Annotated in this window: 12 protein-coding genes; 9 read left to right on the forward strand and 3 right to left on the reverse strand. The window is 59.3% G+C overall.

The genetic code is table 11. The features are described from left to right. Positions 1 to 3: 3 nt before the first annotated feature. Positions 4 to 336 carry an Hpt domain-containing protein gene (locus WAO69_RS02345; protein ID WP_422176345.1) on the reverse strand — a complete coding sequence of 111 codons (333 nt, stop codon included), beginning with the start codon at positions 334 to 336 and terminating at the stop codon, positions 4 to 6. Positions 337 to 489: 153 nt separating this feature from the next. Between WAO69_RS02345 and WAO69_RS02350 the strand changes: the two genes are divergently transcribed. Continuing rightward, positions 490 to 1,779: a PP2C family protein-serine/threonine phosphatase gene (locus tag WAO69_RS02350; protein WP_422176347.1), complete on the forward strand. Its 1,290-nt coding sequence runs from the start codon at positions 490 to 492 to the stop codon at positions 1,777 to 1,779. Here the strand turns inward: WAO69_RS02350 and WAO69_RS02355 are convergent. Then, on the reverse strand, positions 1,755 to 2,207 hold the full coding sequence (locus WAO69_RS02355) for an NUDIX hydrolase (RefSeq protein WP_422176349.1): 453 nt from the start codon (positions 2,205 to 2,207) through the stop codon (positions 1,755 to 1,757). The two genes, WAO69_RS02350 and WAO69_RS02355, sit on opposite strands and share 25 nt — an antisense overlap. 79 nt (positions 2,208 to 2,286) lie before the next feature. Here WAO69_RS02355 and WAO69_RS02360 point away from each other — a divergent pair, with 79 nt between their 5' ends. The 8 genes from WAO69_RS02360 to WAO69_RS02395 all read left to right on the forward strand — a co-directional run bounded on the left by WAO69_RS02360 (position 2,287) and on the right by WAO69_RS02395 (position 11,503). Further along, entirely contained in the window at positions 2,287 to 3,273 is a 987-nt protein-coding gene (locus WAO69_RS02360; protein ID WP_422176351.1) for an Hsp33 family molecular chaperone HslO, read from the forward strand. Next, positions 3,266 to 3,862 (forward strand): CoA pyrophosphatase, encoded by a 597-nt coding sequence (locus WAO69_RS02365; RefSeq protein WP_422176353.1) that lies wholly within the window; start codon positions 3,266 to 3,268, stop codon positions 3,860 to 3,862. The genes WAO69_RS02360 and WAO69_RS02365 overlap by 8 nt, the downstream gene beginning before the upstream one ends. Further along, a complete protein-coding gene (locus tag WAO69_RS02370) occupies positions 3,859 to 5,016 on the forward strand; it encodes a CCA tRNA nucleotidyltransferase (protein WP_422176355.1) in 1,158 nt (385 codons plus the stop codon). Before WAO69_RS02365 ends, WAO69_RS02370 begins: the two co-directional genes overlap by 4 nt. Before the next feature lie 168 nt (positions 5,017 to 5,184). After that, the gene (locus WAO69_RS02375) at positions 5,185 to 7,023 is read left to right on the forward strand and encodes an ABC transporter ATP-binding protein (RefSeq protein WP_422176357.1); all 1,839 of its coding nucleotides are present in this window, start codon (positions 5,185 to 5,187) and stop codon (positions 7,021 to 7,023) included. Further along, positions 7,020 to 8,852, forward strand: a complete 1,833-nt coding sequence (locus tag WAO69_RS02380; RefSeq protein WP_422176359.1) for an ABC transporter ATP-binding protein — start codon at positions 7,020 to 7,022, stop codon at positions 8,850 to 8,852. The genes WAO69_RS02375 and WAO69_RS02380 overlap by 4 nt, the downstream gene beginning before the upstream one ends. A gap of 39 nt (positions 8,853 to 8,891) precedes the next feature. Next, the gene (locus WAO69_RS02385) at positions 8,892 to 10,148 is read left to right on the forward strand and encodes a class I SAM-dependent RNA methyltransferase (RefSeq protein ID WP_422176361.1); all 1,257 of its coding nucleotides are present in this window, start codon (positions 8,892 to 8,894) and stop codon (positions 10,146 to 10,148) included. Then, complete coding sequence (locus WAO69_RS02390) at positions 10,145 to 10,927, forward strand: ion transporter (protein ID WP_422176363.1); 783 nt, start codon at positions 10,145 to 10,147, stop codon at positions 10,925 to 10,927. Before WAO69_RS02385 ends, WAO69_RS02390 begins: the two co-directional genes overlap by 4 nt. Before the next feature lie 60 nt (positions 10,928 to 10,987). After that, positions 10,988 to 11,503, forward strand: a complete 516-nt coding sequence (locus tag WAO69_RS02395) for a L,D-transpeptidase family protein (RefSeq protein ID WP_422176365.1) — start codon at positions 10,988 to 10,990, stop codon at positions 11,501 to 11,503. A gap of 12 nt (positions 11,504 to 11,515) precedes the next feature. Here the strand turns inward: WAO69_RS02395 and WAO69_RS02400 are convergent, their stop codons facing one another. Continuing rightward, the gene (locus tag WAO69_RS02400; RefSeq protein ID WP_422176371.1) at positions 11,516 to 12,058 is read right to left on the reverse strand and encodes a CAP domain-containing protein; all 543 of its coding nucleotides are present in this window, start codon (positions 12,056 to 12,058) and stop codon (positions 11,516 to 11,518) included. Positions 12,059 to 12,445 lie beyond the last annotated feature (387 nt).

The following is a 12,445-nucleotide window of genomic DNA, read 5'->3' on the forward strand; positions in this document are numbered from 1 at the left end:
CCCTCAGCCCTCCAGTTCTGTCGGAAGATCGGTCAGGAACTGCCGGCGCGAGCTTTCAAAGACGCCCACGATCTGTTGCAGATCGACCGCGACGCCGTCGCCTTGCGCCGCGCGTCGTTCCCCCGTCTGGCACAGCCCTGAAAGATCCATGAAACCAAGGTTGAGGGCCCCGTTTTTCAGCGCATGCAGGTCAAACTCAAGGTCTGCAACAACAGGCGCGTCACGCAATTTGTCGACAACTTCCTGAACTTCTTCAAGGAAGATGTCGACGATCTCGTCGAACTCCTCGTTTCCGATGTCATCGCGCAAGCTGCGCACACGGTCCCAGTTGATCATGATGGCATGTCTCCTCAGGGCAGCATGGCATTGGGGTTGTGAAGTTTTGGTAAAGGCGCGTGTTTGAAATACTCAAATGCCGTCTTTCATGAGCCCTTAACCCGGCTGATCAAGGATCCTGCCTGAGATCACGAATGGTAAAGGCAGGTAGCTGTGACAAGCAACTTTCAGACAGGTTCACTCAAGCTGGAGGGGCAGGACAGCGCGCCCTCGCTGCGACATGTTCTGGTCGTCGATGACAGCCGGCTTGAGCGTCGGATCATCGCCGCTTCCCTGCGCCGCTGGGGTTTTGACGTCCGGGAGGCTGAGGACGCCCAGAGCGCGCTGAACATGTGCCGTCATCAGCGCCCGGATCTCATTCTCAGTGACTGGGTCATGCCGGGCATGTCCGGGCCCGAGTTCTGTCAGGCCTTTCGGGACATGTCGGGTGAAAGATACGGGTATTTCATCTTGCTGACCTCGAAAAGCGAAGCGACCGAAGTGGCCCATGGTCTGAATGCGGGGGCCGATGATTTTCTGACAAAGCCGGTCAATCCCCACGAGCTGCGCGCCCGGATTTCCGCCGGAGATCGCATCATCCAGATGCAACGCGAACTGCGCGAGAAGAACCGGGTTATTTCGGACGCTTTGGCCCGGTTGCAGGATGTCTATGACAAGATCGACGCGGACCTGATCCAGGCACGCAAAATCCAGGAATCGCTGGTGCCGCTTCGCGATCAGAATTTCGGCCTGTCCCGGATCAGCCTGCTGCTTGAGCCCTGCGGCCATATCGGTGGCGATCTGGTGGGAATGTTCTCGCCCGATCCTGACTGGGTCGGATTTTACAGCATTGATGTCTCTGGTCACGGGATCACGTCGGCGATGATGACCGCGCGTTTGGGCAGCTATCTGTCCAGTATTCACCTTGAACAGAACGTCGCGGTTCAAAGGCACCCGGATGGGTCATATGCCCTGCGCGAACCCGTGGATGTGGCGTCGCATCTGAACGCGCGCCTGAATGCCGACACCGGTATCGAAGAGTATTTCACCCTGGCCTATGGAACAGCGGATCTGAGAACAGGCCTTGTGCGGCTTGTGCAGGCGGGCCACCCGCATCCCATGTTGCTGCGCCAGACCGGTGAGGTCGAATTCATCGGCGGCGGCGGCGTACCCGTCGGGTTGTTGCCCGATGTCAGGTTTGAGCAAATGGAGTTCCGCATGCAACCGGGCGATCGGTTGCTTTTGTATTCGGACGGCCTGACGGAATGTCAGGTGGATCAGGGTGAGATGCTGGAAGAGGCGGGCCTGGTCGACATGTTGCAGTCAAGCACCCACATCGCCGGTCGCGAGATGCTGGACGATGTCTTTTGGCGACTGACCGAACGGATGACACCTGAAACGGGAATGAGCGATGATGTTTCCGCGCTTTTGTTCGAATATCAGGGCCCCGACAGCAACCGCTGATACAGACCCGCAAAATGCCGGTCGCCGGGATTTCCAAGAAGATCAGCAGCGGTGCTTGGAGACGCCCAGATCACCTCGTGATCTTCTTCCAGAGGCGGCCCGATCTGGCGCGTTGGGCGCGCCAGATAGATATGGCAGATCTTTTCGGCCCAGAGATCGTATTCGGGCATGAACACGAACCGGCGGAACACTCCCAGCCGCCTTGGCGACGCGATACGCCAGCCGGTCTCTTCAAACACCTCTCGGTGCAGGGCCGAAACCGGGGTTTCGCCGGGATCAATCCCTCCGCCGGGAAGCTGGATATCAGGCTGCTCTTCCATCTGAACCGTCAGCAGAAGCTGCCCCTCGCGGGGCAAAATTGCATAGGCACCGGGGCGGGGTGTATAGATCCGCCCTGCCTCGGGTGGAGAGCCGAAACGTCTGATCATACCAGCTTGCCTCTTTTCACTCTGCTTGATGCTCTTATATAGGCGCGGTATGCCAAGTCACAGGCACCAAGGAAACCCCATGACCCGTGGATCTCAAATTGTGTGGGACGACACCGTCCTGCCCTTCCAGCTTGATGCGTCGGATATGCGCGGCCGCGTGGCCCGTCTGGACGGCGTTCTGAGCGGAATTCTGAAACAGCACGATTACCCGCCTGCCGTCGAGGCACTGGTGGCCGAGATGGCCGTGCTGACCGCCTTGATCGGCCAGGCAGTCAAGCTGCGCTGGAAACTGTCGCTGCAAGTGCAGTCCAAGGGTGCCGTGCGGATGATCGCCACCGATTACTATGCTCCGCAGGAAGAAGGCCAGTCGGCGCAGATTCGCGCCTATGCCAGCTATGACGAAGATCGCCTGACCGATGGCGCGCCCTTCGATCAGGTCGGCGATGGCTATTTTGCGATCATGATTGATCAGGGTCAGGACATGACGCCCTATCAGGGGATCACACCTTTGACCGGCGGTTCGCTGAGCAGCTGCGCCGAGGCGTATTTTGCCCAGTCCGAGCAGTTGCCGACACGGTTTTCGTTGTCTTTCGGCCTGTCGCAAGAACCCGGGAGCCACGCGCATTGGCGCGCCGGCGGGATCATGCTGCAGCATATGCCCAAGTCGTCTCCGTTCGTGGCCTCGGGTGAAGGATCCGGCGATATCCTGAACGCGTCCGATCTTGTGGATGGCGATGACGGAGAGAACTGGAACCGCGTGAACATCCTGCTTGATACGGTCGAGGAGATCGAGCTGATCGGTCCGAGCATACCTCCAACCGATCTTTTGATCCGACTGTTCAGCCAGGAACAGCCGCGTGTGTACGATGCGCAGGCGGTTCGCTTTGGCTGTACCTGTTCGGAAGATCGCGTGCGCCAGAGCCTGTCGATCTATTCGGCGCGCGACATCGAAAAGATGACAACGGACGAAGGCCGCGTGACGGCAGATTGTCAGTTCTGTGGAGCGCATTATGACCTTGACCCCAAGTCCCTGGGTTTCGAGGCCGAAGAGACATCGGGTGAGTGATCTTGAAACGCAGCTCAGGGCCGCGATTGCCCGACCCGGGGATGATTCCTCGGATTTCGATCTGAACCCGGACATGGCACTGCCGGCGGGGCGCCAATTGCGCCCGGCCGGGGTATTGATCGGCGTGACGACGTTTGGCGACGTACCACAGGTGGTTCTGACGAAACGATCTTCGGCCCTCAAGCATCATCCGGGACAAATCGCCTTTCCGGGCGGCAAACAGGATGACAGCGATGCGGATGTGGTCGCAGCGGCACTGCGCGAAGCCCGCGAAGAAATCGGGCTGCCCGACGGGTGTGCCCGCGTGATCGGGACTTTGCCGACACATGAGACGGTGACAAGCTTCGTGATCACGCCAGTTATCGCGCTGATTGATCAGCCGTTTCAGGTCAGGCCTGAACCCGGCGAGGTCGACGAGGTGTTTTTCACCCCGCTGACCCATCTGATGAACACGCGAAACTACCTGGTCGAATCCCGCCGCTGGCGCGGTCTGCGGCGCAAGTATTTCACCGTGCCCCACGGCCCCTATTACATTTGGGGTGCAACCGCGCGTATCCTGCGTGGGATGGCGGCACGGATGGATGGATGACTCGGCTTACTGCGAACTGGTTGGATCGCCCTGAAACACAGGCGGTATGTTCGGCTCTGACCAAATCGGGTGGGCTGGCGCTGTTTGTGGGCGGCTGTGTGCGTAACACCCTTCTGGGTGCCCCGGTCCGTGATATCGACATTGCCACGGATGTGACGCCGGATCAGGTGATTGCGCTGGTTGAGGCGGCCGGGCTGAAGGCCGTTCGCACCGGGATTGATCATGGCACGATCACGGTTGTTTCCGCTGGCCTGCCTCATGAGGTCACCACGTTTCGCCGCGATGTCGAAACCGATGGCCGCCGTGCGGTGGTCGCGTTTTCAAAAGATGTTGCCGAGGACGCGGCGCGGCGCGATTTCACGATGAATGCCCTGTACGCAACGCCCGAGGGAGAGGTGATGGATCCTTTGGGCGGCCTGCCTGACCTGCAGGCCCGGCGCGTTCGGTTCATCGGCCTGGCGCAGGATCGTATCCGCGAGGATCACCTGCGCTCGCTCAGGTTCTTTCGCTTTCACGCCTGGTATGGCGATGCCGCGGGCGGGATGGATCCTGATGCGCTCGCCGCGATTGCCGCACATCTGGAAGGGTTGCACAGCCTGTCTCGCGAGAGGGTCGGAGCCGAAATGATGAAGCTTCTTGGCGCGCCTGATCCGGCACCTTCAGTGGCCTCGATGCGCCAGATCGGCGTGTTGCAGGCGATCTTGCCCGGTGCCGATGACACGGCGCTTGGTCCTTTGGTGCATCTTTGCGACAGCCATGACGCTGTTCTCAGGCTAGCCGCGCTGGGTCGCGGTTTTGACGCGGCACTGCGACTGAGCAAAGCAGATGCACGCCGCGCCGCGGTTCTGCGCGCCGCCGCCGAAGAAGGGGACCCCGGTGCGCTGGGCTATCGCCTTGGGGAAAGCGAAGCCCGCGCCGCATTGACGCTTCGGGCGGCCTTGATGGGACAGCCTCTGGCCGATGCGGACCTGGACCTGGCGCGGACTGGAGCCAGGCAGACATTCCCGGTCTCATCAGGCGATCTGATGCCTGCGATATCAGGTCCCGCCCTTGGTGAAACACTCAGGTCACTTGAGGCGGCATGGATTGCATCCAATTTCACCCTGAGCCGCAGTGATTTGCTGGAACTGTCTGAACAGACCAAAAAGGGGTGACTTGCTGCGCATTCTGCCGTAGGACACCGCGACTGCATCTCGGAGGGACACTGCATGCATCACGGTATCTGGCTTATCTAGGCCCGGGTGCCCCGTGACATGTCGGGGGAGCCCTGGAGCTACCCTTGTCTGCATTTGTCTCTATCTATGCTCATCAGGAGCACCGTTATGTTTCGTTTCTTTGAAAATTTGATCGACCCTTATCAGGACTATGACGCCAAGGACGTGCCTGCCACGCGCCTGTGGCCTTTCATGCGCGACTATACGCAGCCCTTTGGTCGCCTGTTCTTTTTTACGGCGGTGCTGTCCATTCTTGTGGCGTCGATCGAGGTTGGCCTGATCTACTATATGGGCCGTGTCGTCGACCTGCTGGGCGGAGAGCCGGGTGAGGTCTGGGCAGCCCACGGCACCGAACTGATCGTGGTCGCCGTGTTCATTCTTTTGCTGCGCCCCGCGATCCAGGGTTTGGATGTGCTGCTGTTGAACAATGCGATCATGCCCAACCTTGGCACGATCTTTCGCTGGCGCGCGCATAAGCATGTGCTGCGTCAGTCAGTTGGCTGGTTCGAGAATGATTTTGCCGGACGCATAGCCAACCGGATCATGCAGACTCCGCCCGCCGCCGGTGAGGTGGTGTTTCAGGTGTTCGACGCCATCACCTTTTCCCTGGCCTATCTGATCGGTGCGGCGATCCTGCTGACAACCTCTGATCCCCGGTTGCTGTTGCCGCTTCTGGTTTGGTTTGTGCTTTATGGTCTGTTGGTGAAATGGACGATCAAACGCGTTGGGCCTGCCTCCAAGGCAGCATCTGATGCGCGCTCGACCGTCACCGGGCGCGTGGTGGACAGCTATACCAACATCCACTCGGTCAAGATGTTCGCGCATCACGACAATGAGCTGAACTATGCCAAGGAGGCCATCGAAAACACGCGGCGCACCTTTGCGGCCGAGATGCGCATCTACACGACAATGGACATGGCGCTGGTGGCTTTGAACGGACTGCTGATCGTTGGCGTTGTCGGTTGGGCGATTTACCTCTGGATGCAGGGCACCGCGTCGGTCGGTACTGTTGCTGCGGCCACCGCTCTGACGCTTCGGCTGAATGCGATGACCGGTTGGATCATGTGGGCCCTGACCACGTTCTTTCGTCAGCTTGGTGTCGTGGCCGAAGGCATGGAGACGATTGCCCAGCCTATCGATCTGGTTGACGACAAGGCGGCAAAGCCTCTTGCCCTCACAGAAGGCAAGATCGAGCTGCAGCAGTTAAGCCATCACTATGGGCGCGGTGCCGGTGGGTTGGACAAGATTGATCTGGTGATCAAACCGGGCGAGAAAATCGGCCTGATCGGACGTTCCGGGGCGGGCAAATCGACTTTGGTCAAACTGCTGCTTCGGTTCTATGACGCTGAAACCGGGCGTATCCTGATCGACGGTCAGGACATCACCAAGGTGACCCAGGACAGCCTGCGTCGGCAAATCGGGATGGTGCAGCAGGACAGTGCCCTGTTGCATCGTTCCGTCCGGGAGAACCTTCTTTATGGCCGCGACGACGCAACCGAAGAGATGATGATCGCCGCGGCCAAACAGGCCCAGGCGCATGATTTTATTCTTGAACTGCAAGATCCGCAGGGCAGGTCGGGCTATGACGCGCATGTGGGTGAGCGCGGCGTCAAACTGTCGGGCGGCCAGCGTCAGCGGGTTACGCTGGCGCGGGTGATCCTGAAAAACGCGCCGATCCTTTTGCTGGATGAAGCCACCAGTGCCTTGGACAGCGAGGTCGAGGCCGCGATTCAGGAAACGCTCTATGGCATGATGGAAGGCAAGACCGTGATTGCCATCGCGCACCGGTTGTCCACCATCGCCCATATGGACCGCATTCTGGTTCTGGATCGGGGCCATGTCGTTGAGGAAGGCAGCCATTCTGCGCTTTTGGCGCAAGGTGGCCTATATTCTCAGTTCTGGGCCCGCCAATCGGGTGGATTCCTGGATGTGGATGCCGCTGAATGAACCCAGGACGCTGGATAGACGCCTTTCGCCCCGCTGAGGGGCCACCGCCTCAGACGCTTGGGGCGTTCATGTCGTGGTGTTTGTCCGGTGCATGGCCTGTTTTGTGGCTGGCGGCGGCGGCCTCGGCGATTGCGGGCGCGCTGGAAGCAGGAACGGCCTATATCCTCGGTCTGGTTGTTGACACGGCAGTTGCCAGCGGGCCGGGTGGCTTTTTTGCACCTGCCAACACGGTGATGATCGTTGGTGCGGTTGTCTTCTTCATCGTGGCGCGGCCGTTGTTCTTTGGCCTTTCGGCGGCGATGAACTCGATTGCCGTGGGGCCGAATGTGAACCCTCTGGTCCTGTCGCGGCTGAACCGCTGGACGTTGGGCCAGTCCGTGACCTTTTTCGATGACGATTTCGCCGGGCGCATCGCGCAAAAGCAAATGCAGACAGCGCGTGCGGTGACGGATGTGGTCTCCGAGGTCATCAACGTTGTGGCCTTTGCGCTGGCCTCGCTGGTTGGTTCTTTGCTGCTGCTCAGCACGATTGACGGGCGGGTCACTGCGATCTTCCTGCTGTGGCTGATGGCCTATTTCGGCGCGATAAAGTGGTTCCTTCCACGTATCCGCAAACGCTCTGCCGCGCGGGCCGGGGCGCGGGCCATGGTGTCGGGGCAGGTGGTTGACACGATCACCAACATCAAGACGGTGAAGTTGTTTGCGCTGGCAGATCATGAAGACCGGGCCGCGCTGGGCGCGATGTCCGTGTTTCGTGAGAGGGCGCTGGAGTTTGGGTATCTGGCGGCCATTTTCCGGTTCTGCCTGATGACCCTTGCCGGTGTCCTGCCGGTTTTGTTGATCGGCGCGACCCTGGTGTTCTGGCAATCGGGACAGGCCACGACGGGCGATATCGTGGCGGCTGGTGCGGTGTCGATCCGCATTGCCCAGATGACCGGTTGGGTGAGTTTCACGTTGATGGCGATCTATTCCAACATCGGAGAGGTCGAGGATGGGATGCGCACGCTGACGCCGCGCACGCGCCTTCTGGATGCTGAAGATGCTGCCGATCTGGCTGTCACCAAGGGAGAGATCAGGTTTGATCATGTCTCGTTCGCTTACGGGCGACAGGCTAGCGGAGTGCAGGATGTCGACCTGACGATCAAGCCGGGTGAAAAGCTGGGGATCGTGGGGGCGTCGGGTGCCGGGAAATCGACGTTGGTTTCGCTGTTACTCAGGCTCTATCAGGCGGAAAAGGGCGATATCCGCATTGATGGCCAGTCGGTTGGTGCCGTGACGCAAGAAAGTTTGCGGCGCAACATCGGCATGGTCACGCAGGAGACAGCGATGTTCAATCGCTCGGCGCGGGAAAACATTCTTTATGGTCGCCCGGATGCGACCGAGGAAGAGGTGATTGCTGCTGCCAAAAGGGCCGAGGCGCATGAATTCATCCAGGATCTGGAAGACCACAAGGGGCGCAGAGGCTATGACGCGCATCTGGGCGAGCGCGGCGTAAAGCTGTCCGGCGGGCAACGCCAGCGGATCGCATTGGCCCGCGCCATCCTGAAGGATGCGCCCATTCTGGTTCTGGATGAGGCCACAAGCGCCCTGGACAGCGAGGTCGAGGCTTCGATCCAGACCGCTTTGGAGCGGGTGATGGAAGGCAAGACCGTTCTGGCGATCGCCCATCGTCTGTCCACATTGTCCGAGATGGACCGGATTTTCGTGATGGACCAGGGCCGGATCGTCGAAGAAGGGTCGCATGAGGCTCTGCTGGCGCGCGATGGGCTTTATGCACAGTATTGGAATCGTCAGTCCGGCGGGTTCATCCGCACCGAAGCCGCGGAATAGGCACTGGTTCCTTTCAGACCGGCGTGGCAAGAGAGGGGGATGGACAGCTTTACAATCAACCGATTAGGCCATCAGGGCGACGGCATTGCCGAAGGCCCGATCTTTGCCCCGCGCACCTTGCCGGGTGAAGTGGTCAGCGGCACGCTTGATGGACGCCACCTGAAAGATATCCGTATCGACAGCCCGTCGGAAAACCGGGTCAAACCCTTGTGTGCGCATTACAAAGCTTGTGGCGGCTGTGGCTTGCAGCATGCCTCGGATGAATTCGTGGCGGCTTTCAAAGTAGATGTCGTGCGGCAGGCCTTGGCGGCTCAGGGCATTTCGCCCGAGTTTCGCGAAATCCTGACGTCCCCACCGGGGTCGCGCCGGCGGGCAACTCTGGCCGCGCGGCGCACCAAGAAGGGCGTGCTGGTTGGATTTCATGCTCGTGCCTCGGACACGATCACCGAGATACCGGGCTGTGTGCTGGTGTCGCCTGATATTCTGAGCGCGCGTGACGCAATAGCGGCCCTGACCGAAGCGGGCAGTAGCCGCAAGGGTGCCTTGGCGGTCACGGTCACCGTGTCGGAGGGGGGGCTGGACCTTGCTGTGCGTGGCGGCAAACCTCTGGATGGTCCGCTGCAGATCCTGTTGGCGGGTATTGCCGAGCGGCATGATCTGGCGCGGCTGACCTGGGACGATGAGGTGGTGGTCACCCGTCGCACGCCAATACAACGCTTTGGTGCAGCGCAGGTTGCGCCGCCTCCGGGGGCGTTTTTGCAGGCCACGGTAGAAGGCGAAGCCGCCTTGCTGTCGGCGGTCATCGAAGCGACGCAGGGGGCACAGCATATTCTTGACCTTTTTGCCGGAAGCGGCACGTTTACCCTTCCTTTGGCTGAGAAGGCCGAGGTTCATGCCATCGAGGCGGATCGTGCCATGATCGAGGCGCTGGACAAAGGCTGGCGGCATGCGAGCGGTTTGAAGCGCGTCACGGCCCAAGCGCGCGATCTGTTCCGCAATCCCGTCATTGCGCAGGATCTGAAGCGCTTTGATGCTGTCGTCATTGATCCGCCCCGCGCGGGTGCCGAGGCGCAGACCCAGGAACTGGCCGCCTCGCAAATCCCGCAGATTGCTTTTGTTTCCTGCAACCCGGTGACCTTTGCGCGTGATGCAAGAATGCTGGTTGACGGCGGATATCGTCTAAATTGGGTGCAGGTGGTCGATCAGTTTCGATGGTCTGCCCATGTAGAGCTTGCAGCAAGCTTTACCTTGGCTCAGATGGTGCAGAATAGATCACGAGGAGTGGCCCAATCATGACTTTCCGCGAGAAACTGGCCCATTGGCTTGAGCAACCCCGCGTGGGAACGGCCATTGTCCTCGTCATCATCGTCAATGCGGTGACGTTGGGGATGGAAACATCCCCGATCCTGATGGATTTCGCAGGGCCGTTGATCAGCATTGTCGACCGCATCTGCCTGACGATCTTCGTGATCGAGATCATTCTGAAACTGATTGCTTATGGCGGCAGGTTCTTTCGCAGCGGCTGGAACCTGTTTGACTTCGTGATCGTCGGGATTGCGCTGGTTCCCGCGGCAGAGACTCTGTCTGTTCTGCGCGCCTTGCGGATTCTGCGTGTTCTGCGCGCTATCTCGGTTGCACCCAGCCTGCGCCGCGTGGTCGAAGGTTTTGTGACGGCCCTGCCCGGTATGGGGTCGGTCTTTCTGCTGATGGCGATCATCTTTTACATCGGCTCGGTCATGGCGACAAAGTTGTTCGGCGGCACCTTTCCCGATTGGTTCGGAACGCTGGGCCTGAGTGCCTATTCCCTGTTCCAGATCATGACTTTGGAATCTTGGTCCATGGGCATCGTGCGTCCCGTGATGGAAGTGTTCCCCTATGCCTGGGTGTTCTTTGTGCCGTTCATCATGGTTACCACATTTGCCGTCGTGAACCTGCTGGTCGGTCTGATCGTCAATTCGATGCAGGACGCGCATTCTCAGGAAAGCAATGCTGCGACTGACAGTTATCGCGATCAGGTTCTGTCGCGTCTGGAAGCGATCGAGCGCCAGATATCTCTGCAGAATGACAAAAAGTGATTTTGACTATTCAGCGACCCATAGTATGCATCCAGAAAAACATGTTTGTGGGCAGTGAATATGAAACGGCGGACTTTTGGGCTTATGGCAACATCGGCGCTTGCGCTGGTGATCACGGGCTGCACTCAGAGCAAGTTTCGATCATATAGCGGGCCAGAGGTCACGTCGATCGTCGTGCACAAGGCTCAGCGCAAGATGTACCTGCTGCATCATGAAAAGGTCCTGAAGTCCTATGACTTTGAACTGGGATTTGCGCCCGAGGGTGACAAACAGTTTGAAGGTGACGGGAAGACACCCGAGGGCACCTACCTGATCGACCGGCGTAATCCCAACAGCCAGTTCCATTTGTCTTTGGGCATCTCATATCCCAACGAAGAAGATATTGCCGAGGCGCGCGCGCTGGGCAAAAATCCTGGCGGAGACATCTTTATCCACGGCCAGCCCAACGCGCTGAAATCGCGGCGCGGTTCAAAAGGGGATGACTGGACCTGGGGCTGTATCGCGGTGATCAATCGCGATATGGAAGAAATCTATGCAATGGTCCGCAATGGCACGGTCATCACGATCCGGCCCTGAGATTGCTGCAGATCACAGACCGACCAGCGAACCCTGACCTGAGCCCATGACCATGGTCCACCAGATCTTGCCATTGGATTCCTGAAACCAGGCAAAACCCATGTCCCGCGCATCGCTGTCCATGATGACCGAACGACTGCCCTGATTTTCCATCCAGGCGGCCAACGACTCGAGCTCGGTTTCATAGGTTTCCGAGATCACTTCGCCCACCATTTCGCCGGAATAGCCCACACGGCGCACGCGGTCGATCGGAGAGCTTCCGTCCGAGCCAAAATGCCAGGGCCGGTTCTGCACCGACATGTCCCGTGAATGGGTTGCAGCGGCGGCATTGAGCTGACTGTTCAGTTTGACCGGCGTCAAACCAGACGCCTGGCGCAGTGCATTGACCGAATCAAGCATCCGAATCTGCATTCTGTCGGTGTCGCCGGGGCGGATCCGATAGACTTGCGGCAAGGGTTTGCCATCAGCGGCCAACTGCGTGCTGACATTGCTCGGAGCACTACAAGCCGAAAGACCCAGTACCGCAATCAAAAGCAGTGAAACCAAACGCACCATAATCAGACCTCTGCCAACTTCGGTGTTGCTGATACCCTGTCCGGCGTCGCCAGTCCAACCCACAAATCCGTTAAGTGCCATGTAGAGTCCCGTTTGCTGTTTGATTGAGGCTTTCGGGCCATATCATACGAAAAACAATGCCGAAAATGGAAATCCAGCAGGACAGAACATCCGATCGTGGGGTGACAGCACCGCCGCTGATCCACCAATCAGCCAGACCACGGTATCCGGGGCAAGGCCGAGCGTGTCGCGCCCGGGCGCGCGCGATCGCATGTCTTGCTTGGCATGTTCGCGCGATGCGTGTTGATCGAGTTGCGCGCGCCTCGCGGTGCTCGTCACCCTCTTTGGTTTGTGGCACCGTTACCGGCGACAGGATAACCTTTTGGA

The sequence above is a fragment of the Aestuariivita sp. genome (assembly GCF_049276915.1).
Classification (GTDB): Bacteria; Pseudomonadota; Alphaproteobacteria; order Rhodobacterales; family Rhodobacteraceae; genus Aestuariivita.

Coding starts and splice junctions, on each gene's coding strand:
- WAO69_RS02345 (WP_422176345.1), bottom strand. CDS start 336: ATGATCAACTGGGACCGTGTGCGCAGCTTGCGCGATGACATCGGAAAC.
- WAO69_RS02355 (WP_422176349.1), bottom strand. CDS start 2,207: ATGATCAGACGTTTCGGCTCTCCACCCGAGGCAGGGCGGATCTATACA.
- WAO69_RS02360 (WP_422176351.1), top strand. CDS start 2,287: ATGACCCGTGGATCTCAAATTGTGTGGGACGACACCGTCCTGCCCTTC.
- WAO69_RS02370 (WP_422176355.1), top strand. CDS start 3,859: ATGACTCGGCTTACTGCGAACTGGTTGGATCGCCCTGAAACACAGGCG.
- WAO69_RS02375 (WP_422176357.1), top strand. CDS start 5,185: ATGTTTCGTTTCTTTGAAAATTTGATCGACCCTTATCAGGACTATGAC.
- WAO69_RS02380 (WP_422176359.1), top strand. CDS start 7,020: ATGAACCCAGGACGCTGGATAGACGCCTTTCGCCCCGCTGAGGGGCCA.
- WAO69_RS02385 (WP_422176361.1), top strand. CDS start 8,892: ATGGACAGCTTTACAATCAACCGATTAGGCCATCAGGGCGACGGCATT.
- WAO69_RS02390 (WP_422176363.1), top strand. CDS start 10,145: ATGACTTTCCGCGAGAAACTGGCCCATTGGCTTGAGCAACCCCGCGTG.
- WAO69_RS02395 (WP_422176365.1), top strand. CDS start 10,988: ATGAAACGGCGGACTTTTGGGCTTATGGCAACATCGGCGCTTGCGCTG.
- WAO69_RS02400 (WP_422176371.1), bottom strand. CDS start 12,058: ATGGTGCGTTTGGTTTCACTGCTTTTGATTGCGGTACTGGGTCTTTCG.